The sequence below is a fragment of the Primorskyibacter marinus genome (assembly GCF_003313245.1).
Lineage (GTDB): Bacteria > Pseudomonadota > Alphaproteobacteria > Rhodobacterales > Rhodobacteraceae > Primorskyibacter > Primorskyibacter marinus.
This window is the reverse complement of sequence record NZ_QJSD01000019.1, coordinates 25131-51517: the sequence shown is the minus strand read 5'-3', so window position 1 is coordinate 51517 and position 26387 is coordinate 25131. Positions and strand designations below refer to the sequence as shown.

Sequence of the window (26387 nt, the reverse complement as noted above, 5' to 3'; positions counted from 1 at the left end):
GCTGTGATCCCCAGCGTTATCTGGCGGTGTTCCTTCAGCGCTAAGTGGCGCCAATTACCAGCGTGGAGCGTGCGGCCTCGACGACGTCGTCAGTAACGAGTGATAGCTCGTTGATCTTTAGGATGCGTTCTATTTGGACAAAGAGGCGATGCAGCAGCCGGAAGTTCCCGCCGGTGATGCGGGCAATGGATGCGATCGCTTGGTGATCAGTAAAGTCGGCGGCGTCCAGTTGCAGGCCGAGTTTTCGCCAGTGGCGGGTGAGGACGAAGGTCAGTTCATCCCCCTTCAGCGCGCGATAGTGGTGTGCGAAGCCGATCCGGCTGTAGAGCTGCGGATAGCGTTCCAGTTTTCGTTCCAGGCCGGGCATTCCGATCAGGATAACGCCGATACCGGTCCGGTCGAAGATATCGCGCACATGTTCAAGACTTTGCGTCGAAAGTCGTTCGGCCTCATCGACTACCAGAACTTCTATAGACCCTTGAGCATGGCGTTCCGGAATAACCATGCTCGGATTGAGCGCCAGATCGATGGAACCTTCTGCGCGGGTTATAAGACGGCGTAAATCTTCCCGAACCTCCCGAACCGGGCCGCCGACTGTCGGTGTGTAGAAAACTGTGCGTGACTTGGCCAATGCCTCATAGGCGATGGCGTCCGATGCGTCGCGTGGCCCCCACTCCGTCAGGAGCGCTTCGGCCTTGTCCCACCGGGCGAAACGCCGCGCCGACATCGTTTTTCCGACACCAGCCGTGCCGAAGCAGATTCCGATATACCGGTGTTTCTGCACCGCAGCTGCGAACTCGACAAAGCGGCGATGCTCTTTCGTGGCGATGAATGTGCCATTGCGCTGTCCCGTCATTGTCAATCATCAGACTGATAGGTTCGGAGTTTCGACTTGCGTTGCGGTCGAGGCGCGGTCTCGGTCGTCCTGCGGGCTGTTCCCTCCGGGAAATATTCCGCAACGACGCCGACCCGTTCATTAACCTGCTGGCGCAGGGCCCGCCGCTGCGCCGCACGGGCTGTCTGTATGTCTTTCAGCGTGATCGTCTCATGGGCATGTTTCGGGCTGATGGCGCGGCACAGGAAGCGGTTCTTGTGGAAGACGCGGATCTCACCAAGGTCGCGCGGATCATATCGGATCGTGACGCTTTCGCCGACATAGGGAGCAAGGATCGTGCTCATGAAGCGCAGCCCTTGAAAATGCACACCGTCGCGGCGCACGAGCCGAGGCTTTGCGACCATGACGAGTAACAGGTCGAGGTCGTCAATAGTGTTGGGCATTTGAGGAAGCCAACCGTCGGCGCACCACGACGTCAGCGGCGGCAGCCCCGTTTCGCGATGAGTGCGAGAATTGTAGGTCTCCGTGATCCACGCGCCGATGACGGCATTGAGATCGGCCAGCGACAGTTTCGGCGATGTTGCTGGTTTCCCGTTCACGACGTTGCCGGAGAGCTCCGGAAGCAGTTCGGTGTTCAATGTGCCGAAAAAACGCTCAATTTTTCCGCGCCCCTGCGGTCGCGCTACGGCGGAATGGATGATCTGGAACCGCAGGCTGGCAGCTGCCTGTTCGAGATGTTCTGATGTGAAGTCGCTCCCGTGATCGACATAGAGAATTTCTGGAATCCCGCAGATCGGCCAGTCCGGATTCAGCTTGCGCCAGATGGCCTGTCGAAGCGCCAAGGACGTTTGCAGAGCCGACGGTGCGCCGAGAAATACTAGGTATCCAGCGATTGCGCGGGAATAGTCGTCCATAATCGCAGTCAGCCAAGGCCGCACCGATTTTCCGTTCGCGTCGATGATCAATATATCCAGCATCGTATGATCCGCTTGCCAGAGCGCATTCGGTGCGCTCGCTCTGTGTCGGTGGATCAGCTCGAAGCGGTCTCGATAGGCGCACGCCCCATCCTGCGCTAGCGTGACCATCGCAGGACCGAGTGCCTGTACGATGGAATGAACGGTGCCATAGGATGGAACTGACCAATCCCTGCTTTTGGCAACAGTTTCAGCGCGTCGATAGATTGCGGCACAGGACAGCCGGGGCTTGCGAAGCGCGAGCCCCTCGATCAAAGTGATCAGTGGCCCGGGTAGCTTGCGAGTGCCGCGATCAGATCGCGCTCTGACCTTCAATCCGTCCAGACCTTCCAGCCTGTATCGCGACAACCAGCGTTGCGCCGTCCGGATCGGCACATCGGCCGCGCGGGCGGCAGTGGTCAGAGAAACGCCCTCTTCCAGATGGGGTCGCAGAGCGGCGAACCGGCGCATCGCTTCGTCCATTCTGCATCTCCAATCTGTCCGAAAGGGGAACGCTGAGCGGACGCCGTCTCGCCTCGGGCCCACACCTTATATTTAAGGGGAAAATCGATTCTCATTTAGCTGGTACGGTGATAGTATCATTTAACGGGCCTTTTTCGTTACAATTCTACATGGCTCCAGAATAATTTTTCCGAAGGACGCCCCCATGTCTGAAACTCGTATTGGATACGCCCGATGCTCGACCGATAAACAGGACCTTGCCGCTCAGAAGGCAACCCTCCTGCATCTCGGTGTGGCTGAGGACCGCACCTATACTGACCATGGCTTGACCGGAACGAACCGCGAGCGGCCAGGACTGGCGCAGGCCTTGGCCGCCGTAAGAGCCGGCGACACGCTGGTGGTCCCAAAACTCGACCGGCTGGCAAGGTCGGTTCCGGACGCTCGCTCCATCGCAGACGAGTTGGCAAAGCGCGGGGTTAGGCTTGCCTTAGGGGCGTCGGTCTATGATCCGCACGATCCGATGGGAAAGATGTTCTTTAACATTCTTGCCACCTTCGCCGAGTTCGAGGCTGACCTGATCCGCATGCGCACCAAAGAGGGCATGGCAGTCGCCCGCGCTAAGGGGAAGCTGAAGGGCAAGAAGCCCAAGCTGTCGGATCGCCGCCAGACAGAGTTGCGGCGCATGTATGACACGGGCGACTACTCCATCAGCGATCTGGCAGAACTGTTCGATGTTTCGCGGCCGACAGTCTATCGCGTCCTACAACGGACGCCGAGCGCCGAAGTATCCATCGAAGCGCGCTAGCTGACCTTCGCCGCGCTCTACATCAACAACTGCTCTGCGGACAAACCGGAATTGTGCGGCTGCAGATATTGCTCACGCAGAATATTGTCGCGCTTGCAGCGACATGGGTGCGGCGATGCGGTGGATTTCACCAAACCGGTCTTGCGATGCGTTGGAACCGAGCGAAATCAAACTCGCCGTTCACGGCACCTCTCCTAAGACCGCTTTTGGAAGTTCACATTTGCTGCAGCATGTATCTATGGGCTCTGTAACAGGGCTCAATGCGAGCTCAATTTCCTCGATGTCTCTCGTGAGCTGATTTAGTGTTGTGATGAAAAGTGTTTCGAGACACAGAACTCGCTGATATCTAAACCTGCTGACCTGCAGGACGATCCAACACACAGTCAGAACAAAGTATCTACAACAGAGTCCTCAGTATCGCTTGGCTGAGTGAATCCCAAGTCCTTGCGTAGTTCTGCAGGTGACATTCCGAAGAGTTTTTTTATCGTTCTGGAAAAGTGAGGCATACTTTTGAACCCACATTTGAAGGCGATTTCGGATTGCGCGAGACCAGATTGAATTAGGAGTTGTCGCGCGGTTGAAGCCCGCACTCGCCATAAATAGCGCGAGGGCGTAATTCCTATATGCTTTTTAAAGGCGCTGATCAGATATTGCTGCGTAATACCTGAATTACGGGCGATTGTCGGCATATCTAGTTTTTCGTCAGAAATATTCTCCTTTATAAATCGACGAGCAATAAGGATCGCTTTGGGAATTTTTCTGTCTGCCTCGGATTGATGAGCTTCAACCAGAAATGCACGAAGGGCAGCGTGACCAATCGCATCTCGCATTGCATTAAGTTCTGGTCCAGAAGAATGACCTGCTTCTAGTCCGATCTCCTGCAATTGAGCTAGCCTTTGAGTTGTCGACACCGTCTCGTAGCCGTGACACATCTGGCGAAATTCAAGTTTCTGCAGGCGCGGTAAAAACCCTTCGCACCAAATCGCAGTCGTGCACTCGCCCTTGCGATAGTGAAATTCAAACTTTTCATTTGCAACGGCAACGCCAGTTTGTCCTGCCGCGACTAGAATTTCGGCGTCTTCCGTACGCATGATGCAGCAACCTTGTTCAACCGTTAATAGTGACAGGTACGGGCGCAAGATAGGGCCGAAGACACCTCCGTTAGGGTAAGTCATTTTGCCGAAGGAATATCCGCGAACGTAGTTGAGTAGCTGGTCCATAAAATCAATCAAAGATCAAAATGCCGAATAGTGGTTCTGTGACATGGCGACGCAAGTGATCACCATTCAGACACAGAGATGGGTGGTGGCAAAGATTAATATGCACTGGATATTAATTTCAGGCAACAAAAGTCGCGATTCAGTCATTTTAAAGTTGATTTAGGTCAACAACATTGTGGGCATCAATAGCCTCTTCAAGCCTCCAAGGGGCTGCCAGCCAATTTCGCCAGTATGGAGAATAACGGATGTTCCAAGCCACAAATCACTCAAAGTACGCAGGTGATCTGCCACGAAACTGTACCTTTGATGAGAGCGATTGGCGGATTTTGGCATCGTTCTGGCATCCCGTGGCTTTTGCTCATGAGATCGAGGACAAACCGGTCAATGCGCGGCTGTTGGATGTTGATCTGGTGATCTACAGGACGTCGGAAGGTATCTCGGTTGCACGTGACATCTGTCCTCACCGCGGCACACGGCTAAGCGGTGGCTGGATGGATGGCGACACCCTGGTATGCCCCATGCATGGGTTGTGTTTCGATCATTCGGGTCAATGCACCAAAATTCCGTCCATAGCCGATCCGAATGCAAAAATTCCGCCAAAGATGCGCCTGATGTCGCTGAAATCCGAAGTGCGCTATGGTATCGTCTTTGCCTGCCTTTCGGACGAACCCGCACATCCGTTGCCTGTCTGGCCCGGGATTGAAGACGAGAGCCTGAAAAATCTCTACATTCCAAGCGGTACTTGGCATGCCGCGGCAAGCCGACATGTCGAGAATTTCAACGATGTCGCCCATTTCCCGTGGGTACATCAGGGTACTTTCGGCGGCAAGACGGCAGATCCAATCCCTCCTTATAAAGTCGAAAAGACGGATTACGGCCTCAGCTTTCAGTTGCCTTATCTGGAAGGAGGCAATCGTTTTCCGGATGATGTCGAGGGGAGTGAGCGCCAAGTGACTTATACTTATCAGCTGACGCTGCCATTCTCGACCATCATCATCATCGCGCCAAATGACAGCGATTACCGTCAGTATTTTGCGGACACGGTCTGCCCTGTCTCTGCGCATGAAACTCGTATTTTCCAGGTCTGCACCGATACGACAAGCGATCCGGATGCCGATTTCCTTGTGAAAGAGTCCTTGTTGATCAACGACGAAGACAAGCCGATGGTCGAAGGCCAGCGGCCAGAGGATTTGCCGCTGGATCTGACCGAGGAAATCCACATTCCGGCGGACCGGATGTCTGTCGAATACCGCCGAACCTTGGCCAAGCTTGGCCTGGGCGCGCCGATGGCAAGCTGAAGACGGTTGGAGGTCCGAAAGATGAACAGCGGTTTGCTCGAGGTAAAAGTTGCTGCGAAAACGATGCTCGCAAAGGATATCGCCGGGTTCGAGCTTGTTCATGCAGACGGTTCCTCCCTGCCCGGATTTACGGCGGGTTCTCATATAGATGTGCATTTGGGTGATGGCCTCATCCGGCAATACTCATTGTGGAATGATCCATCGGAATCACATCGCTACTGTCTGGGCGTTCTGAAGGAAGAAGCCGGTCGCGGCGGTTCGGCGGCCATGCATGAACTGACCGTGGGCGCAACGCTTTCGATAAGCGTGCCGCGCAACAATTTCGAACTGAACGATTCCGCCAAGCACTCACTGCTCCTGGCTGGGGGTATCGGGATTACGCCTATCCTCGGCATGGCGCAGGCGCTGCATGAACGGGGCGAAAGCTTTGCGTTGCACTATTGCGCCCGTTCGCCCGAACGTATGGCATTCAAAGGCATGGTCAAATTGTCCGGGTTTGCAGAAAACGCCCATCTGCATTTTGACAACGGTCCCGCCAAGCAAAAATTCGATATCGATGCGCTTAGGCAGCCGCCCGAAGAAGGGACGCACCTATATGTCTGCGGACCCACCGGGTTCATGGATGCCGTACTGGCATCGGCAAGTGATGCCTGGCCTGCCTCCAGCCTTCATCGCGAGTATTTTACCGCAGACCTGCAGGCTGTCGACGGCGAGGACCGGCCCTTTCAGATCAAGCTGGATTCCACCGGAGATGTACTCGACGTACCCGCCGACCGGACAATCGTAGAAGTGCTGGCTGACGCCGGTATAGAGATTCCCACATCATGCGAACAGGGAATTTGCGGAACCTGCCTGACGCCGGTTCTGCAAGGCACACCGGATCACCGTGATCTAGTGCTGACAGAAGAGGAACATGCCGACAACGATCAAATGACGCTTTGCTGCTCGCGTGCGTTGACCGATCTGCTGGTTTTGGACCTGTGAGAAACCTAAACGGGAGGAAAAAATGAAAAAACGTAAATTCTTGTCGATAGCCGGCGCCAGTGCCATCGCACTGTCCTCGGTCTTCGTTTCGGCACAAACGGCCGCCGCTGACGATCCGACGGATCTTAACATCGCGATCATCCTATCGGCGGGGATCGAATCCCCCTGGGACGGCACTCTGATTGACTCGCTTGAACGCGTGAAGGCGGAAAAACCCCATGGGCTTGACATGAACTGGCAATATACCGATCCGCTATGGGGTGACGACGCGGGTGAAGCGATGCGCCTCTTCGCTGAATCGGGTGAGTTCGACGTCATCTGGGCCCATTCGACATATTCCGACCAAGTCAAAAAGCTGAAGGACGAGTTTCCGGATATTCTTTTCGTCGTGGTTGGCTCGGGCAACGAGGGATTGGGCGGCAACCAATACTGGGTGTATAAGCGTATTCACGAAGCCTCCTATGTTCTGGGTGTCATGGCCGGCAAACTGACCGAAAGCAACACGCTCGGTGTCGTGGGGACATTCCCGGCAGACGACGTGAACGATGAGATCAACTCGTTCTTTGCGGGAGCTCGGTCGGTCAACGAAAACATTGTCCAGAAAGTCGCCTTCATCGAGAGCTGGTATGATCCGGGTAAAGCGGCAGAAATGACCTCCGCCCAGATATCAACGGGGGCTGATATCATCTTTTCTCTCGCGGCCAATTTCAAACCCTGTGAAGAGGCGGAAATTTTGTGCTTTGCCAATTTCGGGGACCAACACAGCTATTCACCTGAAACGATCGTATCCAGCGCGCTTGCATTCTGGGACCCTGACGTGAACTGGATCATCGACGAATGGTGGGACAAACAGGTGAACGGCGAACCCTACGACGGGAACACCGACATCATCTGGCGTGGCATGGCTGATGGTGGAGCTGGTATCGCCCCTTATCAGGCGCTTGCAGATAAGGTGCCGGACGACGTGAAGGCCTTGGTCGATGCGACGATCGCCGAAATAAAATCCGGATCGCTCGTCGTCGACGTCAACGTCAAAAATCCGGTTTCAAACTGATCGGCACTCCCTGCCGATCTCGCGCCCGCTCATAACCTCCTCCTCCCTGGGCGGGCGCAACTTATCGAAAAGCCATCGGAACCGAGTCATCATGTCCACACTTCTGAAAGCCGTAAATCTAACAAAACGCTTCCCAGGTGTCATCGCCAACGAGGACGTGAACTTTGAGCTGAAGCCGGGTGAGGTACACTGCCTCTTCGGTGAAAATGGTGCGGGAAAATCCACACTTTCGTCATGTCTGTTTGGCTTCTACCAGCCAGAAGGCGGCCACATCGAATTTAATGGCAAGCCCGTGGCCTTTCGGTCGCCACGCGACGCCATTCATATCGGTATCGGAATGGTCCATCAGCATTTTGTGCTGGTTAGCGAGTTCACCGTTCTCGAAAACATTGTTGTGGGCACACACGAGGCGGGATGGAAACTACAGATGCAAGAAGCCAGGGCAAGGGTCGAGGAGCTTTGCCGGGAATACGAAATCGATCTGGATATTGATGCCAACGTGCGTGATCTGGCCGTCGGTCAGCAGCAGTGGGTTGAGATGCTCAAGGCGCTCTATCTCGACGCCCGGGTTTTGATTCTGGATGAACCGACGGCGGTGCTCACACCGGAAGAGTCGCGAAAACTTTTTCGGATCATCGATCATATGTGCGAGTTGGGCCTGTCGATCCTGCTCATCAGCCACAAGATGGTCGAAGTCATGCGGTCGGATCGGGTCACGGTCCTGCGCAAGGGAAAGGTCGTGGGAACGGTAAAGCCGTCGGATGTTACCCCGGACGAATTGACACGCATGATGGTGGGGCGGGACGTGGATTTACGGGTCGCGCGCGACCGCTCTGATGACCGCGACCGAACAGAGCCGCCGGTTCTGATCGTGGAAAATCTTGTCTATCGCGACGGGCGGGGAAAACTGGCGCTTGACGATGTCAGCCTGGCAATCAGGAAAGGGGAGATATTGGGTCTGGCAGGCGTGTCGGGCAATGGGCAGAAAGAGCTGTTTGAATCACTTTCAGGTGTCCTGATCCCTGACAGCGGCAGCATCATATTGGGTGGTGAACAGATCAAAGGCCTGCCCTCGCGCCACTACATGGATCGAGGTGTGGGACTGGTGCCCGATGACAGGTTTCGCGAAGGCCTGATCCCGGAGTTCAATATTCGCGAAAACATGATCCTAGGGTGGCAGCGCCACGATGACTATACCAAGGGTCCATTCCTGGATCACAAGCAGATCGGCACGATCGCTGATGGCCTGATCGATGAGTTCCAGATTACGACACCATCCGGATTGACGCCAGTCAATCACCTGTCGGGTGGAAATGCGCAAAAGGTAATTCTAGCAAGAGAATTTGTGCATTCCAGAAAGCTGCTGCTGGCCAACCAACCGACACGTGGCCTCGATCTCGGGGTTATCGAGTATGTCTACAAGCAGATCATTGTCAAGCGCGACGAAGGCTATGCCGTTCTATTGGCCTCAGAAGAACTTGAAGACCTCCTTAATCTATCGGACCGGATTGCCGTGATATCAAGCGGACGGATAACCGGCGTGGTCGATCCGCAATCAACCACGATAGAAGAAATTGGCCTCTTGATGGCAGGCGGGCAACAGGGGGTCGCAGCATGACCAGCATCAATGAACCGGCTGAAAACCTTTTCCCGGAGCCGGTGCCGAAATGGCGGATCGAGCGTCGGGTAAATCCCAAGCGGTCCTGGACTTTTGCCATGTATGCGCTGGCGACACTCTTCGGATTGTTCCTATCCGCATTGCTGCTTTTGACGAGCGGGGCGGATGTTTTCAAAGCCTATTCCGCGCTTCTGAAGGGCGCCTTCGGTAGTGAGAAAGCCCTTTATGCCACGATGGCGAAGGCAACACCGCTGATCCTGACCGGGTTGGCGACCGTTGTCGCCTTTCGCGCCCAGGTCTGGAGCATTGGCCAGGAGGGTCAGGTCTATGCCGGGGCGATGGGCGCCTATCTTGGTTGCCTTGTATTCATTGGGCTGCCGGCATGGCTTTATGTCTGTCTTATCATCCTCAGCGGCATGATCGGCGGCGCGCTGCTAGGAACAACCGCAGCGATTCTGAAAGACCGGTTCGACGTAAACGAAATCATTTCGACCGTCATGATGAATTACCTGATCGTGTTCCTGTTGTCGTATCTGATCGGAGGCGGCCCCTGGACCGAGGTTTCCACGACAGTCGTCTATCAGCAAACCGGCCCGATTCCGGCCGCGTCGGAACTCCCCTATCTGCTGGGCAGCACGAAACTGCATTTGGGATTTATCCTTGCGTTGACCGCAGCATTGGTTTGCTACGTCCTTCTGGAAAAAACCCCCTTGGGATACGAAATCCGCGCGATGGGGTTCAATCCGATCGCCCTGGCCTATCGCGGCACGAATATTGGCCGGACCATCATCATCGTTATGGCAGTAAGCGGTGCGATTGCGGGACTGGCCGGGGTGTCTGAAATCTTTGGAACTGCCCACCGCCTCCGCGCCGATACGCTTTATGGCCTGGGCTATACCGGCATCATCATCGGCATGATCGGAGGATTGCGTCCGCTTGGCACGGTCGTGGCGGGCATCGTCTTCGGCGGGCTTGCCAGCGGGGGTCTCTACATGAAGCTGCTGGCTCAAGTGCCGGATGCATTGGTCCCGGCCATGCAAGGCATCCTGCTGCTCGCCTTCCTCTGCGCGGGAGTTGCAGCACGCTACAAACTCGTGAGGACCGAGAAAGATGTCTGAGTTGTTTCAGGAAGCCATTCTTGTCAGCATTCTGGCCGGAACAGTGCGCATCATGACGCCCATTCTGTTTGCTGCCATTGGCGAGTTGGTCACGCAACGCGCAGGTATCTGGAACATGGGCGTCGAAGGCACCATGCTGATGGGAGCGTTTACCGCCTACATCGTTGCAACGGCAACCGGCTCGATATGGCTCGCTGTCCTTGCCTCAATGGTCGTTGGAGGCCTCGTTGGTCTTCTGACCGCGTTTATGACGGCAACGATGCGCGTAGACCATTTCATCACGGGTCTGGGGATTAACCTGCTGGTCGCCGGCCTGACGCTTTACTGGTTCCGCATCTATATCAAGGGGCGGGCGCAACCGACCTTTGACGGTTTCGAGAATGTTCCCATTCCGGTCCTTTCTTCGATCCCTTGGCTGGGGGAAATTCTCTTTTCGCAGCGGTTGCTGACTTATGTTGCATTTGCCGCGGTGCCTGCCATCTGGTTCCTACTCTATCGGACACGTTGGGGGCTTGAACTGCGCTGCCTCGGCGAAAACCCCAAGGCACTGGATATTAAAGGACTCAGCGTCACCGGGCGTCAATACATTGCCGTGCTGATCGGGAGTGTAATGACAGGATTGGGCGGCGGGTTTCTGATGCTGGGCTTCTCCGACCGTTACCTAGCAGATATCACGGCAGGACGTGGTTGGTTGGCCATCGTAGCCATCATTGCCGGAAACTGGCTGCCTCGTGGCGTTCTTGCCGCCGTGCTTGTCTTTGCGCTGCTCGAAAGCATTGCGACACATGTCCAAGTACTGGGGCTCAATGTGCCGCACCAGATCTTCCTGGCGATGCCGTATCTTGCCTCGATCCTGCTGTTGATGGGGTTGCGCAGAAAATCCAGCCAACCCTTGCGCTTAGGCATTCCCTATTTCCGTTGAGCAATGAATGGAGCCCACGACATGACCGAATTGAAATGTACAGACCCAGTGATCCTGAACCAGTGGCATCCGCTTAGTTCAATCGACGAAATCACGCCGGGCTTAATCCATTCGACCATGCTTCTGGAAGAAAATATTTCCTATGGCATGGACACAGACGGAAATGCTTATGCTTGGCCATTTGATAACCAACTTCCAACGCGGAGCCGGTTAACCTCGAAAACGGTCCGCAATCCGCTACCCATACATATCGCGCACGGCTACGTCTGGACGTCGCTTGGAGAGCCGCCTGAAACGCTGTTCTCATTTGAGGAATATTACGAGGCCGATCGTATAAATGTGCCGACGGGTGTGTTTGGCGTGAATGTTTCCGCTGGCCGTGCCGTCGAGAACTTTTTGGACATGAGTCACTTTCCTTATGTTCATACCGGCATTCTTGGGGAAGAGCCGCATACCGAGGTTAAGGAGTATGCAGTTGAGGTTTCAGAAACTCGTGACGAAGTGTTGGCTACACAGTGCCAATTCTATCAACCAAAGGCCGCGCTAGCTTCTGAAGGCGGTGCGATGGTCGATTACACGTATCGGGTGCCGCACGTAAACTGCGCATTGCTCTACAAATCCAGCCCCAACGATGCGTCACGCAGTGACGTGATCTATATGTTCCTGCAACCCATGAGCCAGGATTGGGTGCGCGCGCATACAGGGATGTGCGTCATCGATGAAGACAACACCTACGAGAGTATTCGGTATTTCCAGCAGGTGATCTTCGGGCAGGACAAGCCGATATTGGAAAACCAGTATCCGAAGCGGCTTCCGCTGGATCCCAGATCCGAAACTCCAATTCGAGCCGACAAAACGGCCATCGCGTTTCGACGCTGGTTGAGTCGGAAGGGTCTGCGCTACGGCGTGATCCCTGCAGCAGCATAGAAAGAGGGTATGTCATGACGACAGATCTGACTACTTGGCACCCGATTGCATCAAGCACTGATCTCCCGATGCGGCACATTTATCATGGACAGCTTTGGGGGCGCGAAATGGCAGTGTGGCGGGCCGACGACGGCCACGTCAATGTCTGGGAAAACCGGTGTTTGCACCGGGGCGTGCGCCTGACGGTCGGCCTGAACGAAGGTCGTGAGCTGAGGTGTCTCTATCACGGCTGGCGCTACGCCAACCGGACGGCTGGCTGCACTTACATCCCTGCGCACCCGGCTGATGCACCAGCGCGGACAATCTGTAACAACACGTATTCAGCAGTGGAATCACATGGTTTGGTTTGGTCTGCCGTTGATCCGATCGGAGAATTCGAAGCGCCAGCTGTGTTGAATGGCAATGACGTTTTGGCGCTTCGACCAATACCGGTAAAAGCCGCCCCTGACATTGCTTTGAAACATGCTAAGTCTTATCGCTTTTCTCCAATTGGCGAGGGGTGCGCCGATGTCACTTTGGTTGAAGAAACTGATAATCACGTCCAATTGCACGCTAAGCAAGACCAGTCAAAAGCAACGCTTCTGCTGTTTGTCCAGCCGGTGGATGCCGGGCGATCCATCTTGCGTGGCGTGTTAACAGACCAGCCAGCCGACGCCGGCAACATTTTGCGCCATCATAATCGCAGGATGCAAGCGCTGCGCGATGTCATCGAGGCGGAAGCCACAATGCTGCCGGTCCCGGAACCAATTGAAGTTCAGTTTTCGAAGGTCGACGAAGAACTAGCCAAAATGCCAGCCCGCGCGAAATCTGGTCCAAAAGCTGAATTGCGTGTCTCTGTGGCGCATAAATGGGATGCCTCTGAAGGTGTCGCGGGTTTTCGGCTGGAGGCGCTGAATGGACAGCTGCCCACTTTCCAACCCGGAGCGCATATCGACCTGCATATGCCCAACGGGATGTCACGCCAATATTCTCTGACCAATGCACCTGGCGAAACCGATTTTTATCGGATTGGCGTCAAGCGGGAACCGGACTCACGCGGCGGTTCGGAATGCATGCACAATGCTGTTCAGGCAGGAGATGTGCTTGCAATCTCTGCGCCCCGCAACAATTTCCCGCTTCGGCGCGATGCATTGAAAACAATTCTTGTTGCCGGCGGCATCGGGATCACGCCGATGCTGGCCATGGCCCAAACCCTTCACGTTCAGGGGTTGGGCTATGAGCTGCATTATTTCGCGCAATCCGAGGCGCATTTGTCCTTCCCGGATGTGCTGAAAACATTTGGCAGCAATCTGATCCCACATATTGGACTTGATCCGGCATCGACGGGCGGCGCGCTGAAGGAATTGCTGTCCGGCTACGACTACGCGCACCACCTGTACATTTGCGGCCCCGGCCCAATGCTTGAAGCCACCCGAAAAATCGCTGCCGAAGCCGGTTGGCCCGAAGACGCGGTGCATTTCGAATACTTCAAGAACACCAAGGAAATAGACGACAGTTCCACTTTCGAAGTGGCGCTTGCACGGTCGGCACTCACGCTGCAAGTGCCAGCAGGCAGGACCATTCTTGAAATTCTTCAGGAAAACGGGATCGAGGCACCCAGTTCCTGCGAGCAGGGGGCGTGCGGCACCTGCCTGACAACGGTAATCGAAGGCGAGCCCGATCATCAGGACGTCTATCTTTCCGACAGCGAGAAGGCGTCGAACCAGAAAATCATCACCTGCGTGTCACGAGCCAAGTCAAAGCGGCTTGTGCTGGATATCTGAGGAGGCCGAAATGAAACTCTATGACTACGAGCTTTCGGGGAATTGCTTCAAGATCAGATTGTTCCTGAACATTCTTGGTATCGAATATGAAAGCCAAACCGTCGATTTCTATCCGGGGCTTGAGCATAAATCGCCCGAGTTTCTCCAGTTGAATCCACTAGGACAATTGCCGGTCATCGAGGATGAGGGCAAGGTCCTGCGCGATGCCCAGGCCATACTGACCTATCTGGCGGTAAAATATGATGCGAGCGGCCTATGGTATCCCGTCTCTGACCCTGGCCGCTTGGGAGAGGTTGCGCAATGGCTCGCCTTTGCCGACGGCATCACCGGAACGGCTTCGGCTGCGCGACTGCATGATGGGCTGTTCTATGAACTGGATGTCGAAGCCGCGCGCGCCGGTGCCCATCGTTTGTTCCGCATCCTTGACGAACATTTGTGGTTTGCCGAACGGGTCGGCCGCGATTGGCTTGTGCCTGGCGACCATCCCACGATCGCGGACATTGCTTGTTTCCCCTACGTGGCGCTCTCGGAGGAAGGGGGTATTTACAGACAGGGTTACCCTGCAATCCGGCGCTGGTGCGACCGGGTGAAACGGATACAGGGCTTTGTCGGCATGTCCGGCATTTTCACGACAAGCCACGCGGCCTGAGATCACTAAATCAATGAACTTAATTAGCAGGAGAATCGCTATGCGAACACGTGCGGCAGTTGCCGTTGAGGCGGGCAAACCGCTGGAAGTTATGGAAGTGAACCTCGACGGCCCCAGGACGGGCGAGGTTTTGGTCGAGATCAAGGCGACCGGTCTTTGTCACACCGACGAATTCACCCGCTCGGGTGATGACCCCGAGGGGATCTTCCCAGCGATCCTGGGCCATGAGGGCGCGGGTGTTGTCGTCGAGGTGGGTGAAGGTGTCACCAGCCTTGAGGTCGGTGATCACGTGATTCCTCTCTACACGCCCGAATGCCGTGAATGCGATTACTGCCTAAACCCCAAAACCAATCTCTGCCAGTCGATCCGCGCGACGCAAGGCGCCGGGCTGCTGCCCGATGGCTCGACCCGGTTCTCGATGCTCGACGGCACGCCGATTCACCATTACATGGGGTGTTCGACCTTCGCCAACCACACGGTCGTGCCCGAGATCGCCCTGGCCAAGATCCGTAAGGACGCGCCTTTCGACAAGGTCTGCTACATCGGCTGCGGCGTGACCACCGGCATCGGCGCGGTGATTAATACCGCTAAGGTCGAGATCGGCAGCCGCGCTGTCGTCTTTGGCCTGGGCGGCATCGGGCTCAACGTGATCCAAGGCCTGCGCATGGCAGGCGCCGACCAGATCGTTGGCGTGGACCTGAATGACGACAAGGAAGTAATGGCCCGCCAGTTTGGCCTGACCGATTTCGTGAACCCGTCGAAGGTCGATGGTGACATGGTCACGCACTTGGTCGAACTGACCGGAGGCGGAGCGGATTACACGTTCGATGCCACTGGCAACGTAAACGTCATGCGCACTGCGCTGGAAGCCGCCCACAAGGGCTGGGGCGAAAGTGTCATCATCGGCGTGGCCCCTGCCGGCGCCGAAATTGCCACTCGCCCGTTTCAGCTGGTCACCGGTCGGGTCTGGCGCGGCACAGCCTTCGGCGGCGCGTCGGGGCGGACGGATGTGCCCAAGATCGTCGACTGGTACATGGACGGCAAGATCGAGATCGACCCAATGATCACCCATAAGCTGACACTCGACCAGATCAACGAAGGCTTCGAGCTGATGCACAAGGGCGAAAGCATCCGCGCCGTCGTGGAATTCTGATCGATGGAACTGATCGAAAGTACGACATGCTTCGGCGGAAAGAACGCGGTCTACAGGCATCCATCTGATGCCTGTGGCTGTGACATGACTTTTGGCATCTACCTGCCTCCACAGGCCGAGACATCTTCAGTGCCGGTACTCTGGTACCTGTCGGGTCTGACCTGCACCCACGAAAACGCGATGTCCAAAGCTGGGTTGCAGCAATTTGCTGCCCGGCGCGGGGTAGCGCTGGTCTTTCCAGACACCTCTCCGCGCGGCGAGCATGTAGCCGATGACGAGGCCTATGATCTGGGCAAGGGCGCCGGGTTTTATGTGAATGCCACCCAAAAGCCCTGGGCCTCGCATTTCCGAATGTATGACTATGTCGTCAAGGAACTGTTCCAGATTATCTGCAGCCGCTTCCCTGTCACCGAAAGACACGGGATCACCGGCCACTCCATGGGCGGACACGGCGCGCTGACACTGGCGATGCTCAACCCCAGGAAATATCAATCCGTTTCGGCGTTTGCACCGATTGCCAACCCGACGGCCTCAGACTGGGGCAGCAAACAACTGGCAAGCTATTTGGGGGATGATAAGAAACTCTGGGCTGACCACGATGCCAGCCTTCTTTTGGCAGACAGGGGCTGGTCGAAAGACATCCTGGTGGATCAGGGCGCTGACGATCAGTTTTACGCCCTGCTGAAACCTAAAACACTAACAGCAGCCGCCGAAGCAGCAGGCGTGCCGGTCACTTATCGCGAGGCAGCTGGCTACAACCACAGCTACTATTTCGTCGCCTCCTTTGCCGAAGATCATCTCAATTGGCACGCTGATAGATTGATGTACCGATCAAAGGTCTTCCGCGCCGACCAACGCTTTGACAGAAGCGGGACGAAGCGTCGCTTTGAACGGTAAAAAAGATGAAGCACACAACTCACGACTTTTCAATAACGCAAGAGACAGGGGGGGCGCAGAGCGACAGCACAATTGCGATTGTTGTTCTCGATGGGTTTTCTACACTGAGTCTGGGTGCAATTGTCGAACCGCTTCATTTTTTCAGGAAAAAATTCCCCAGTATCGCGCCCAAGTTTCTACTAGTCGGCGGGCGCGATAAAGCCGTCAGATCGCAAAGCGGCGTTGCGTTTTTTTGCGATGAAACGCTTGCTGAGTTTTCTCTCCGATTGAGCAAGAGAAACGGGGTGTTAGCCATCTGCTTTTGCTGTGATTCTTACCAGCGGTTGGAGGAAAGTTCTGATATCCTGAGCCTGCTAAGGCGGTCCAAACGGTCTGGTATGGCGCTTTATGGGATCGGGCGCGCGTCGTGGATATTCGCGAAAATGGGGCTATTGGATGGGCACAAGGCTACCACGCATTGGTCCTCGCTGGTTGCGTTCTCTGAAAGCTTTTCTGATGTGTCCGCCAGGAACGTTCTATTTGTCTCCAACGGATCGACGACAACATGTGCCGGTGAATTGGCGGCCCTGGACATGATCATCCACTCTATTGCCAAGATCTCGCGAGAAGCCGCGCAATACGTATGCAATCAACTGCTGATTTCCTATCCGCGCGACCCTGACATCCGTCAGCCTGGATCTCAGGTCGACAGGCTTCGGCATGTCCCTGAAGCTCTGAGGGCTGCAGTCAGGCTAATGTCACAAAACATTGAGGAACCACTCTCAAAAGAGGAAATAGCAAATACGTGTGGGACGTCCGTAAGAAGCATTGAACGGCAGTTTGAAGTGCATCTCGGCAAATCGCCAATGCAATTCTATACAAGCCTGAAACTAGAGCGCGCTTACGAGCTGATGTCTCAGACCAACTTGCCTCTAAGAGAAGTTTCCATCGCCAGCGGATTCCGATCGTTCGGGAATTTCTCAAAACAATTCAAAAGAGAATACAGGTGCACACCATCCAAGTTCCGGCGGTAAACGTCAAATCCAGCGGTTGGTGAGCTTGCAGCTACGTCTTGACCGGTGATCTGTGAGCCTGCGTAATGATTCTCGTTTCGGTCTACATGGATGGCCGATCTTTTATGTTGCCTTGCAGCACTGAGAAATACGCAGCCGCGGAAATATTAGTGCTGCGAGCGCACGCTGCGAGATTTGCAAACTTCTCCTTTGGGCTCAAACCGGACTTTTGCCGCGCAAAGCGCGGATGACAGCTACGCTGCTTCCAGCACCAGCCTACGCCACTTGGCCATAAAGAAAGTGCGCCAAACATCGCGGAAGATCACACTTGCCGACGGCGGTCGATCCGGTGAACGTCACCATATCCACTTCCCGGTGGGTGCTGAGCAGGCTGCCGACCGGCGTGCCGTAGCCCAGAACGATGTTGCAGACACCGGCGGGCAGACCTGCCTCTTGCAGCATCTCGCCCAGCATGGCCGTGGTCGAGGGGGTCATTTCTGACGGTTTGACCACGCAGGTACATCCGGCGGCCAGCGCGAAGGGCAGTTTCTGGCTGAGAATCCAGAACGGGAAATTCCACGGCGTGATGATCGAGACAACGCCGACAGGCTCTTTGAGGACCATCCCCAGAATGTCCTCGCCCAGCGAATTGTGGCTGTCGCCATGCGACGTGCGGGCCAGCGAGGCCGCATAGCGCCACAGATCCGCCGCGCCACCGCATTCACCGCGCGCCTGGGAAATCGGCTTGCCGCTTTCCAGCGTTTCGATCACGGCAAGCCGTTCTTCGTTCTGTTCGATCAGATCGGCGACCTTGTTCAGAACCGCCGCACGATCCTTGGCCGACAGGCCGCTCCAGCGACCATCGTCAAACGCCGTGCGGGCGGCGTTGATCGCGGCTTCGGCCTCGGCCTCTGACCCAAGTGCGGCTTGGCTGACAACAATGCCATGCGAGGGTGAGACGCGCTCCGATTTCCGGCCATCGGCGCTGTCGGTGTGCGCGCCGTTGATGAAATGCCGGGCCTGATAGGGCGTTTGCGGCATGTCGACGGTCTGTTCCGAAAGAATATTGAGATCCAGCATGCGTTATCTTCCCGAGAAGTCTGGTTTGCGTTTGTCGCGAAAGGCGGCGACGCCCTCCGCGCGGTCATCCGTCGCGGCGCTTGCGGCGCTTCCCAGGGCTTCGACCATGGCGGCCCTGTCCTCGTCCTGCGCGGCATGGATCATCGACTTGGCGATCTCGACGGCGCGGGGCGACAGGGTGATCGCGCGTTCCAGCAGCGTGTCCGCCACCGTGCGGGGACCAGGGTCCACAGCCGCGACAAAGCCGCAGGCCAGCGCACGGTCCGCCTTGATGCGGTTGCCGAACAGCGCCATTTCCTTGACCATCGGTTCCGGCAGCAGGCGCAACAGACGTTGCGTGCCTGACCATCCGGGGACGATTCCGACGCCCGCTTCGGGCAGGGCCAAAGCCGCATTGGGGGCCATCACGCGGATGTCGCAGGCGGCGGCAAGTTCCAGCCCGCCGCCAAAGGCATGGCCTTGCATGGCCGCGACGGTGGGTTTTGACAGGCGTGCCAGCCGGTCGAATATCCGGTGGCCGTCGCGTACCCAGTGGCGGGCAAATTCGGCGGGGCCAAGATCGCCCCAGCCGTTGATGTCGGCACCGGTGCAGAAGGCGCGGTCGCCCTCGGCGGTCAGGATCACGGCGGCAATCGTGGTGTCGCGTTCGATCACCTCAAGATGCGCGGCCATTTGGTCCAGCATCTGGACAGTAAAGGCGTTCATCTTGGCGGGATTGTCCAAGCGCAGCTCTGCGATTGCGCCGTGTTGGATGAGATGAACGGTGCTCATTGCCCCCATCCCATCGGCGCATCCGCCAGCAGCGAGAGCGGCAGGGTGATCGCATCCTCTGCCAGTGTCACGCGGCCGCCGGACGCTTCGACAATGTCGCGCACCGGATCAATGCCGGGCATGATTTCGGTGGCGATCAGGCCGGTGTCACCCAGGCGCATGACGCAACGCTCTGTGATATAGAGAACCTCTTGCCCCAGCTTGCGGGCGCGCGCGCCCGAAAAGGTCACATGCTCCACCGCTTCGACCATCTTGGTGAACTTGCCCGGTGTCTTGACCTCGATGCCTTGTGCGGACAGCGCGATCTGCGCTCCGGCCTCGAACCAGCCAGAGAACACGATTTTCTTCGCGCCGGAGGTTATATCGACAAAGCCGCCGCACCCTGCGGTGAGGTAGGGTTTCTTGCCCAGTTTCGAGACGTTGACATTGCCTTCGACATCGACCTCCAGGAAAGACAGGAAGGACACGTCAAAGCCGCCGCCCTGAAAATAGATGAATTGCTGCGGCGAGGGCACGAAAGCGTCGGCATTCGATGCACAGCCAAAGGCAAATCCGGTCAGGGGCACGCCCCCCACGGCACCTTGTTCCACCGCCCATGTCACCGCGTCGGGATGGCCTTCTTCCAGCAGGATGCGCGGCACCATGGCGCTGATCCCGAAGCCGAGATTTGCGGTCATGCCCGGCTTCAGCTCCATCGCGGCGCGGCGGGCGATGACCTTTTCGACGCCTGGTTCGGCATGTGCAAAACTGTCCCACGGGCGCATGACATGACCGGAAATTGCCGGATCATAGGGCGTTTCGCAGGTCTGTTTCTGATCGGGGTCGATGACCACCAGATCCACCAGATGCCCCGGCACCCGCACGTCATGCGGACGCAGTGACCCGCGCTTGGTCACTTGGCTGACCTGAGCGATGACCAACCCGCCATGATTGCGCACGCAGATCGCCTGTTCCAGCCCGCCCAGATACGCGCCTTCGTGTTCATAGGTCAGGTTGCCATGTTCATCCGCCGTGGTGGCGCGCAGGATGGCCACATTCGGCACGATATTCGGGAAGTGCAGCCATGTGTCGCCATCGAATTCGACCCGTTTGACAATAGCGGCTTCGGCCCCGCGGTCGTTCATCGCACAGCCTTCGCGGACCGGATCGACAAACGTGTCCATCCCCACCTTGGTCAGCACGCCGGGCCGGTTGGCGGCGGCCTCGCGGGTCATGTCGAAAAGGATACCGGAAGGCACGTTATAGGCGGCAACGCGGTTTTCGACCACCATGCGCCAGATCTCTGGCATCGGCTTTGACGACGGGCCGGACGGATAAGAGCCGCCCAGAATGCGCGCCAGAAGCCCATCCTTGGCAATATGATCGACGCCTTTCACCCCGTACATGTCGCCGGCAGCAATCGGATGTATGCTGGTCAGGTTTGTCGGGTGGCCTTTGGCGTCGAAACGTTCGCCGAGCGCCTTCAACACCAGATCCGGGCATCCAAGCGCGGAGGAGGACGATACTGTCAGCGTGGCATTGTCGGGGATTTGAGCGGCGGCATGTTCTGCGCTGGTGACCTTTGTCATGCGATTTCCTCGTATTTCAGCGTCTGACGTTGGCCGGTGCGGGCAGAGGTGCGAACGGCCATGGCGACCTGTAGCGATTTGATCCCGTCCAGCCCGGTGGCCGCAGGCGCGCCATTGCCTGCCACGGCCTCGGCAAACTGGCGCACGGACTCGCCGTAAAGGTTGTGGTCGTCAAACGGGACGGGTTTGCGCCCGGCGGCTGTGACCAGTTCGATCTCGCCGTCCGGGTCCTGACCCATGACGCCCTTGGCAAAGATCGACCCGCCCGTTCCGTGTATTTCGATGCCCGATCCGGCGTAGGGATGGGTGAAGCTTTCGTGGCTCATCACCATCGCGCCCGATGGCATGGTCCAGACCGACATTGCTGAATCCTCGACCCCCTTGCCCATACCGGACACGCCCATCTGGGCCGCGACATCCTGCGGGTCTTCGCCGAGGATGAAACGCACGAGGTCGGCATTATGCACGGTAATATCGGGGATCACCCCACCGCCTGCGTCCGGATTGTCCAGCCGCCAGCCGCGCAGACCTTCGGGCAGATGGACGGCATGAAACACGCGCATGGACAGAACCCGACCGATGGCATCGTCGCGGATCAGGGACCGGATGGCCCGGTGGCTTCCGGCGCAGCGCAGATGATGGTTGGTCGCAAAGACGACACCGGCAGCCTTGGCCGCGCGCACCATCGCAGTTGCGCCCTCAATGGTGGTGGACAGGGGCTTTTCACACAAGACATGCTTGCCAGCGGCAATGGCAGCGAGCGCTTGCGACTGGTGTTTCTCGTTCGTGGACGAAATGTAGACTGCAGTCACCGACGGGTCGCCCAATGTCTCAGCCAAATCCGACGTGGCGCCGGGGATGTCGTTCTGTCGTGCATATTCCGCCGCGCGCTCCTGCGAGCCGCTGACAACCCAGGATACCCGACCCGCGCCCTGCGCGCGGATGGCACCTATCATGTAGTCGCGTGCAATGGTGCTTGCGCCGATGAGTCCCCAGTTCACGATAGCCTCCCGCAGTTTGGAACGTTCCATAACGTTAGTGGAACGTTCCAGTTCTAGTCAAGAGAAAATCTGATGCCACGCTAATCGGGTGCCGCGGGCTTGCGCGAGGCACTGTCGCGCTTGCTCAAGCTGTTTGCGAAGTCAGCCCTATGTGCGCAGGTCTCTGGCAGCGACCAGCAGAGACGCCAACACCATGAGTGAGATCAATCCGAATCCGACTGTGACTGCCACGGCCCATGACGTCATCGCGAGGGTGGCGAAGGTCGCCGCGGTGATAAGGGCAAAGCCGATGGCGGTGCCGATGCGTTGACCGGTTTGCATGATGGCACCCGAACTGCCCGCATAATCCAGCGGCACCTCTTCCAATGTCAGCGTCTGGTTGGGGCTGATGACAAGCCCCTGCGCCACGCCGACCGCACAGAGCGACGCCATAAGCCACCAGACGTCCAGATGACCCGCCTCATGCAGTATGACGACAATCATGCTGAGGGCCAGGCCGATCAGGGTCAGGCACAGGCCGAAAACAATCATCTTGTGCCCGTAGCGTGCTACCCTGCTTCCGGCCCAGTGGGCTGTGTACGCGCCAAGAAGTGCTGCGGGTGCGCCGAAAAACCCGGCTTCAAGCGCCGTTCTGCCATCGCCCTCTTGTACATAAAGGGCCACCAGTACCCAAATACCGGGCAAGCCCATGAAGTAGAATGACATGATCGAAATACCCCTAGTATAACTGTGGAGCTTGAATATTTCGAGATCCACCATCGGGCTGTGACCAAGGCGGAGATAGCGCTTTTCCCAAACCAGCCAGAGCCAGAGCAGAAGCAGCCCGGCTGGCAGCAAGGACCAAAGGGCAGGGGTGTCGCGCGCCTCGACAAAGGGAAACAGGATTGCCAGCACGGCCAGCCCCAGAAGAACCGCACCCACAGGATCCAGCGAACGCAGTCCGGTGCCCACGCCGGGAAGGCGGCGGATCAGAGGGCGCGGGAACCACATCAGCCCGAAGATGATCGCGATGACGCCAATCGGTACGTTGACCAGAAAGGTCAGTCGCCATCCGATGTCAGGTCCGCCCAGTTCGATCAACAGCCCGCCCAATACCGGCCCGATAGCAACGGAAAATCCGATCGCCGTGCCCAGATAGCCGAAGGCGCGGCCCCGTTCCTCGCCGCGGAAATAGTGCTGGATCATGCCAAGCCCCTGAGGGTTGACCAACCCCGATCCGATCCCTTGCACGAACCGCGCGATATTGAGCCATGTCGCATCGGGTGCCATCCCCGCAGCAATCGATGAAATGGTGAAAATCGCCACGCCGATCAGAAACAAGCCGCCACGTCCCATGATGTCGCCCGCGCGCCCCGCCGCGACAAGCACCACGCCGAAGGTCAGCGCATAGCCCGACAGCACCCATTGCAGATCGGATTGGGTCGCCCCTAATCCATGCCCGACGGCTGGTAGGGCGACATTGACGATGCTCACGCTGATAAGCGTCATGAAAATCGTGACCAGAAGCACGAACAGAACGCGCCATCGGACCGGGTCCGGCGCGAAGCCGCCTTGGGGTGTCGCGGAATTTGTCCCGTTCGTGTCCAGCTTATCCATCTTGACGACTTTCTGTGCGGAAAGGTGCAGCAGGTCAGCCCTATCAGGATGTGCCGTCAATCTGAAGCAGGTGTTTGTTGCGCGGCAAGGGCGCGACTGGCTTGGCGTGCAAAGCGACCGCAAACGGGTATGTGACGTCAAGAACCGCTGGGCCAACACTCATGCCGCCGAACCGAAGCTTGCCGACATTCGCCGTCTGGATGTCCGATTTCATCTGGCACGAATATGCTGCTCTTATAGCGGTTGGTCATGCGCTTGATGTTCAGCATATTGACGGAGATGTCGCATCGGTCACTGATGCGGCATTCGCGACCGTAAACGCACCAAGCTGTGACAGATCCGGTCCGTTCATGCCTGCGCGACGATGTGCTGTTCTTGCTGGGCGCGCCAGGCTTCGGGTGTGGTCTTGTAGGCGGTTTTGAAGACGCGAATGAAATGGGACACATCCGAGAACCCTGTTTCCTGTGCAATCTGGGTGACAGAGCGTTGGGTGCGCTGCAAAAGCCGTTCGGCATGTGCCAGACGTATCCTCTTGCCCGCCTCGAACGGCGTGATCTTGAGGGCGGAATGAAAGTGTCGTTCCAATGTGCGCGGGCTTATTTTCAATCGTGCCGCCAGGGTTGAAACGGTGGGGGGCGCTTCCAGCGACTGTTGCAACAGCAGCAAGGCGCGCCGCACCACCGGGTCGCTTGTCGTAAGATCAAGGGGCAGGCCCGGTTGCGGACGATCTGCTTCCATGGCTTCGTCGATCATCATGATCGACAGGCTTTTGCGTGCCGCACTACGGCTGATGTGACGCTCTACCAGATAGGCGGCCAGATGCGCGGAACTTGTCCCGCCCGAACATGTCAGCCGATCGCGGTCGACAACAAAAATCTGGTCGGAGACCGGCACCAACCCGTCAAACTGTTCCAGAAAGTCATTGTGGTGGAACCAGCTTACGCAGCAGCGGTATCCTTCCAAAAGCCCCGCGCCATGAAGAACGAACGACCCCGTGCAGACCCCGACAAGCGGCACACGCGCGGCGGCGGCGCGGTGCAGAAAGGCCGAATAGTCCGGTTCAAGCTGCTCCAGTTCTCTCATCAGGCCACCGATGACCACGATATAATCAAAGCGCGTCGGATCACCCAGACGTTCGTCAGGTTGCACGCTGACCCCGCTTGATGATTTGACGGGGTTCATGTCGGCGGACAGCACGCGCCAGTTACACAGGATCGGGCGCGAGCGGTCGCCCTCGTCCGAGGCCAGACGCAGGACATCGACAAAATTGGCAAAGGCGCAGATCGTGAAACGCCTGGTCAGGATAAAGCCTACCCGCAGGCGGGCACGGTCTGTTCGGGGCGTGAATTCGGATCGTGTCATGGCGTTATATTAACGCAAGGATGACGGAATTATACAGTCTTGTATCGGGCGAGTGTGCAAATCTTCACAAGGTTCAAATTTGTCCGCTCGGAAAGACTGCACCATGACCCATTTCTCTGCGATGTCGCTTCTCAAGAATGCAATATCGGGCCACAAGAACTGGCCCGAGCAATGGCCCGACAAGCAGCCCAAAGATGAGTATGACGTGATCATCGTCGGTGCGGGCGGGCATGGCCTTGGGGCGGCTTACTATCTGGCCAAGGAACATGGCATCACCAATGTCGCGGTGATCGAGAAGGGCTGGCTGGGCGGCGGCAACACGGGCCGGAACACCACGATCATCCGGTCGAACTATCTGTATGACGAAAGCGCGCGGCTGTTCGATCATGCGCTTGATCTGTGGGAGAACCTGAGCACCGAGCTGAACTACAACGTCATGTATTCCAAGCGCGGCGTGATGATGCTGGCGCATAACGTGCATGACGTACAGTCCTTTCAGCGGCATATCCACGCCAACCGCCTGAATGGTGTCGATAACCGCTGGCTGACACCGAAAGAGGCAAAGGCCTTTTGCCCGCCGCTGAACGTCTCGCCGGATGCGCGCTATCCCGTGATGGGGGCCGCGTTGCAGCAGCGCGCTGGCACCGCGCGCCATGATGCCGTGGCTTGGGGCTATGCCCGTGCCGCCGCCAAACGCGGCGTTGATATTATCCAGAATTGCCCGGTGATCTCGATCCGGCGCGGGGCGAATGGTGCCGTCGAAGGCGTCGAGACCGCGAAGGGCTTTATCAAGGCCAAGAAGGTCGCGGTGTCCGCTGCCGGTCACACCAGCGTCGTGATGGACAGCGCAGGCGTGCGTATGCCACTGGAAAGCTATCCGCTTCAGGCGCTGGTATCCGAGCCGATCAAGCCGGTCTTTCCCTGCGTGGTGATGTCGAACACCGTGCATGCCTATATCAGCCAGTCCGACAAGGGCGAGCTTGTGATCGGGTCGGGCACCGACCAATATACCAGCTATTCGCAGCGCGGCGGTCTGCCACTGATCGAACATACCGTGGCCGCGATCTGCGAGGTCTTCCCGATCTTCAACCGTATGCGGATGCTGCGCAAATGGGGCGGTATCGTCGATGTGACGCCCGACCGGTCGGCCATTCTGGGCAAGACGCCGGTCAAGGGGCTGTACGTCAATTGCGGCTGGGGCACCGGTGGGTTCAAGGCGACGCCGGGGGCCGCGCACACGCTGGCATGGACCGTGGCCAAGGACGAACCGCATCCGATCAACGCACCTTTCACGCTGGAACGCTTCACCACCGGCCGTCTGATTGACGAAGCCGCCGCCGCCGCCGTGGCGCATTAAGG

General features: G+C 57.4%; 24 protein-coding genes. 14 read left to right on the top strand and 10 right to left on the bottom strand.

Going from position 1 to position 26387, the window contains the following annotated elements; translation table 11 throughout:
• Positions 1 to 40: 40 nt before the first annotated feature.
• Both DMZ65_RS16655 and DMZ65_RS16650 read right to left on the bottom strand, forming a co-directional pair.
• A complete protein-coding gene (locus DMZ65_RS16655; protein WP_025031068.1) occupies positions 41 to 856 on the bottom strand; it encodes an AAA family ATPase in 816 nt (271 codons plus the stop codon).
• 2 nt (positions 857 to 858) lie between these two features.
• On the bottom strand, positions 859 to 2271 hold the full coding sequence (locus DMZ65_RS16650) for a TnsB C-terminal domain-containing protein (RefSeq protein WP_157960614.1): 1413 nt from the start codon (positions 2269 to 2271) through the stop codon (positions 859 to 861).
• Between the two features lie 184 nt (positions 2272 to 2455).
• Here DMZ65_RS16650 and DMZ65_RS16645 point away from each other — a divergent pair, with 184 nt between their 5' ends.
• Positions 2456 to 3055, top strand: a complete 600-nt coding sequence (locus DMZ65_RS16645) for a recombinase family protein (RefSeq protein WP_116599034.1) — start codon at positions 2456 to 2458, stop codon at positions 3053 to 3055.
• 383 nt (positions 3056 to 3438) lie between these two features.
• Here DMZ65_RS16645 and DMZ65_RS16640 read toward each other — a convergent pair whose 3' ends face one another.
• Positions 3439 to 4275 carry a helix-turn-helix transcriptional regulator gene (locus DMZ65_RS16640; RefSeq protein ID WP_116599033.1) on the bottom strand — a complete coding sequence of 279 codons (837 nt, stop codon included), beginning with the start codon at positions 4273 to 4275 and terminating at the stop codon, positions 3439 to 3441.
• Between the two features lie 347 nt (positions 4276 to 4622).
• Here DMZ65_RS16640 and DMZ65_RS16635 point away from each other — a divergent pair, with 347 nt between their 5' ends.
• The 12 genes from DMZ65_RS16635 to DMZ65_RS16580 all read left to right on the top strand — a co-directional run bounded on the left by DMZ65_RS16635 (position 4623) and on the right by DMZ65_RS16580 (position 17671).
• Positions 4623 to 5573, top strand: coding sequence for a Rieske 2Fe-2S domain-containing protein (locus DMZ65_RS16635; protein WP_157960613.1), 951 nt, complete (start codon positions 4623 to 4625; stop codon positions 5571 to 5573).
• A 21-nt stretch (positions 5574 to 5594) separates the two neighbouring features.
• Positions 5595 to 6557 carry a PDR/VanB family oxidoreductase gene (locus DMZ65_RS16630; protein ID WP_116599031.1) on the top strand — a complete coding sequence of 321 codons (963 nt, stop codon included), beginning with the start codon at positions 5595 to 5597 and terminating at the stop codon, positions 6555 to 6557.
• Between the two features lie 22 nt (positions 6558 to 6579).
• Positions 6580 to 7611, top strand: coding sequence for a BMP family lipoprotein (locus DMZ65_RS16625; protein ID WP_116599030.1), 1032 nt, complete (start codon positions 6580 to 6582; stop codon positions 7609 to 7611).
• A gap of 91 nt (positions 7612 to 7702) precedes the next feature.
• The gene (locus DMZ65_RS16620) at positions 7703 to 9229 is read left to right on the top strand and encodes an ABC transporter ATP-binding protein (protein ID WP_116599029.1); all 1527 of its coding nucleotides are present in this window, start codon (positions 7703 to 7705) and stop codon (positions 9227 to 9229) included.
• The gene (locus DMZ65_RS16615; RefSeq protein ID WP_116599028.1) at positions 9226 to 10347 is read left to right on the top strand and encodes an ABC transporter permease; all 1122 of its coding nucleotides are present in this window, start codon (positions 9226 to 9228) and stop codon (positions 10345 to 10347) included. Before DMZ65_RS16620 ends, DMZ65_RS16615 begins: the two co-directional genes overlap by 4 nt.
• Positions 10340 to 11269: an ABC transporter permease gene (locus tag DMZ65_RS16610; RefSeq protein ID WP_116599027.1), complete on the top strand. Its 930-nt coding sequence runs from the start codon at positions 10340 to 10342 to the stop codon at positions 11267 to 11269. Before DMZ65_RS16615 ends, DMZ65_RS16610 begins: the two co-directional genes overlap by 8 nt.
• 21 nt (positions 11270 to 11290) lie before the next feature.
• Positions 11291 to 12196 (top strand): aromatic ring-hydroxylating oxygenase subunit alpha, encoded by a 906-nt coding sequence (locus tag DMZ65_RS16605; RefSeq protein ID WP_116599114.1) that lies wholly within the window; start codon positions 11291 to 11293, stop codon positions 12194 to 12196.
• Positions 12197 to 12210: 14 nt separating this feature from the next.
• Complete coding sequence (locus DMZ65_RS16600) at positions 12211 to 13959, top strand: Rieske 2Fe-2S domain-containing protein (RefSeq protein WP_116599026.1); 1749 nt, start codon at positions 12211 to 12213, stop codon at positions 13957 to 13959.
• Between the two features lie 10 nt (positions 13960 to 13969).
• Positions 13970 to 14608 (top strand): glutathione S-transferase family protein, encoded by a 639-nt coding sequence (locus DMZ65_RS16595; RefSeq protein WP_116599025.1) that lies wholly within the window; start codon positions 13970 to 13972, stop codon positions 14606 to 14608.
• A 40-nt stretch (positions 14609 to 14648) separates the two neighbouring features.
• Entirely contained in the window at positions 14649 to 15761 is a 1113-nt protein-coding gene (locus DMZ65_RS16590; RefSeq protein ID WP_116599024.1) for an S-(hydroxymethyl)glutathione dehydrogenase/class III alcohol dehydrogenase, read from the top strand.
• Between the two features lie 3 nt (positions 15762 to 15764).
• Positions 15765 to 16658 (top strand): S-formylglutathione hydrolase, encoded by an 894-nt coding sequence (fghA, locus tag DMZ65_RS16585; RefSeq protein ID WP_116599023.1) that lies wholly within the window; start codon positions 15765 to 15767, stop codon positions 16656 to 16658.
• A gap of 5 nt (positions 16659 to 16663) precedes the next feature.
• Positions 16664 to 17671: a GlxA family transcriptional regulator gene (locus DMZ65_RS16580; protein WP_116599022.1), complete on the top strand. Its 1008-nt coding sequence runs from the start codon at positions 16664 to 16666 to the stop codon at positions 17669 to 17671.
• A 255-nt stretch (positions 17672 to 17926) separates the two neighbouring features.
• On the opposite strand, the gene DMZ65_RS16575 is transcribed toward DMZ65_RS16580, so the two are convergent.
• The 7 genes from DMZ65_RS16575 to DMZ65_RS16550 all read right to left on the bottom strand — a co-directional run bounded on the left by DMZ65_RS16575 (position 17927) and on the right by DMZ65_RS16550 (position 25028).
• Positions 17927 to 18730: an aldehyde dehydrogenase family protein gene (locus tag DMZ65_RS16575; protein WP_116599932.1), complete on the bottom strand. Its 804-nt coding sequence runs from the start codon at positions 18728 to 18730 to the stop codon at positions 17927 to 17929.
• A gap of 3 nt (positions 18731 to 18733) precedes the next feature.
• Complete coding sequence (locus DMZ65_RS16570; RefSeq protein ID WP_116599931.1) at positions 18734 to 19501, bottom strand: enoyl-CoA hydratase/isomerase family protein; 768 nt, start codon at positions 19499 to 19501, stop codon at positions 18734 to 18736.
• Positions 19498 to 21069: an acyl CoA:acetate/3-ketoacid CoA transferase gene (locus DMZ65_RS16565; protein WP_116599930.1), complete on the bottom strand. Its 1572-nt coding sequence runs from the start codon at positions 21067 to 21069 to the stop codon at positions 19498 to 19500. The genes DMZ65_RS16570 and DMZ65_RS16565 overlap by 4 nt, the downstream gene beginning before the upstream one ends.
• Positions 21066 to 22070 (bottom strand): Gfo/Idh/MocA family protein, encoded by a 1005-nt coding sequence (locus DMZ65_RS16560; protein WP_232825042.1) that lies wholly within the window; start codon positions 22068 to 22070, stop codon positions 21066 to 21068. The genes DMZ65_RS16565 and DMZ65_RS16560 overlap by 4 nt, the downstream gene beginning before the upstream one ends.
• 147 nt (positions 22071 to 22217) lie before the next feature.
• Positions 22218 to 23666: an MFS transporter gene (locus DMZ65_RS16555; protein ID WP_116599928.1), complete on the bottom strand. Its 1449-nt coding sequence runs from the start codon at positions 23664 to 23666 to the stop codon at positions 22218 to 22220.
• A gap of 43 nt (positions 23667 to 23709) precedes the next feature.
• Positions 23710 to 23880 carry a hypothetical protein gene (locus DMZ65_RS19535; RefSeq protein WP_157960663.1) on the bottom strand — a complete coding sequence of 57 codons (171 nt, stop codon included), beginning with the start codon at positions 23878 to 23880 and terminating at the stop codon, positions 23710 to 23712.
• A 134-nt stretch (positions 23881 to 24014) separates the two neighbouring features.
• Complete coding sequence (locus DMZ65_RS16550; protein WP_116599927.1) at positions 24015 to 25028, bottom strand: GlxA family transcriptional regulator; 1014 nt, start codon at positions 25026 to 25028, stop codon at positions 24015 to 24017.
• A gap of 103 nt (positions 25029 to 25131) precedes the next feature.
• Here DMZ65_RS16550 and DMZ65_RS16545 point away from each other — a divergent pair, with 103 nt between their 5' ends.
• Positions 25132 to 26385, top strand: coding sequence for a sarcosine oxidase subunit beta family protein (locus DMZ65_RS16545; RefSeq protein WP_116599926.1), 1254 nt, complete (start codon positions 25132 to 25134; stop codon positions 26383 to 26385).
• The last annotated feature ends 2 nt before the right edge of the window (positions 26386 to 26387 follow it).

Coding starts and splice junctions, on each gene's coding strand:
- DMZ65_RS16590 (WP_116599024.1), top strand. CDS start 14,649: ATGCGAACACGTGCGGCAGTTGCCGTTGAGGCGGGCAAACCGCTGGAA.
- DMZ65_RS16555 (WP_116599928.1), bottom strand. CDS start 23,666: ATGGATAAGCTGGACACGAACGGGACAAATTCCGCGACACCCCAAGGC.
- DMZ65_RS16565 (WP_116599930.1), bottom strand. CDS start 21,069: ATGACAAAGGTCACCAGCGCAGAACATGCCGCCGCTCAAATCCCCGAC.
- DMZ65_RS16575 (WP_116599932.1), bottom strand. CDS start 18,730: ATGCTGGATCTCAATATTCTTTCGGAACAGACCGTCGACATGCCGCAA.
- DMZ65_RS16640 (WP_116599033.1), bottom strand. CDS start 4,275: ATGGACCAGCTACTCAACTACGTTCGCGGATATTCCTTCGGCAAAATG.
- DMZ65_RS16630 (WP_116599031.1), top strand. CDS start 5,595: ATGAACAGCGGTTTGCTCGAGGTAAAAGTTGCTGCGAAAACGATGCTC.
- DMZ65_RS16650 (WP_157960614.1), bottom strand. CDS start 2,271: ATGGACGAAGCGATGCGCCGGTTCGCCGCTCTGCGACCCCATCTGGAA.
- DMZ65_RS16615 (WP_116599028.1), top strand. CDS start 9,226: ATGACCAGCATCAATGAACCGGCTGAAAACCTTTTCCCGGAGCCGGTG.
- DMZ65_RS19535 (WP_157960663.1), bottom strand. CDS start 23,880: ATGAAATCGGACATCCAGACGGCGAATGTCGGCAAGCTTCGGTTCGGC.
- DMZ65_RS16620 (WP_116599029.1), top strand. CDS start 7,703: ATGTCCACACTTCTGAAAGCCGTAAATCTAACAAAACGCTTCCCAGGT.
- DMZ65_RS16610 (WP_116599027.1), top strand. CDS start 10,340: ATGTCTGAGTTGTTTCAGGAAGCCATTCTTGTCAGCATTCTGGCCGGA.
- DMZ65_RS16550 (WP_116599927.1), bottom strand. CDS start 25,028: ATGACACGATCCGAATTCACGCCCCGAACAGACCGTGCCCGCCTGCGG.
- DMZ65_RS16605 (WP_116599114.1), top strand. CDS start 11,291: ATGACCGAATTGAAATGTACAGACCCAGTGATCCTGAACCAGTGGCAT.
- DMZ65_RS16580 (WP_116599022.1), top strand. CDS start 16,664: ATGAAGCACACAACTCACGACTTTTCAATAACGCAAGAGACAGGGGGG.
- DMZ65_RS16570 (WP_116599931.1), bottom strand. CDS start 19,501: ATGAGCACCGTTCATCTCATCCAACACGGCGCAATCGCAGAGCTGCGC.
- DMZ65_RS16545 (WP_116599926.1), top strand. CDS start 25,132: ATGACCCATTTCTCTGCGATGTCGCTTCTCAAGAATGCAATATCGGGC.
- DMZ65_RS16655 (WP_025031068.1), bottom strand. CDS start 856: ATGACGGGACAGCGCAATGGCACATTCATCGCCACGAAAGAGCATCGC.
- DMZ65_RS16625 (WP_116599030.1), top strand. CDS start 6,580: ATGAAAAAACGTAAATTCTTGTCGATAGCCGGCGCCAGTGCCATCGCA.
- DMZ65_RS16595 (WP_116599025.1), top strand. CDS start 13,970: ATGAAACTCTATGACTACGAGCTTTCGGGGAATTGCTTCAAGATCAGA.
- DMZ65_RS16645 (WP_116599034.1), top strand. CDS start 2,456: ATGTCTGAAACTCGTATTGGATACGCCCGATGCTCGACCGATAAACAG.
- DMZ65_RS16600 (WP_116599026.1), top strand. CDS start 12,211: ATGACGACAGATCTGACTACTTGGCACCCGATTGCATCAAGCACTGAT.
- fghA (WP_116599023.1), top strand. CDS start 15,765: ATGGAACTGATCGAAAGTACGACATGCTTCGGCGGAAAGAACGCGGTC.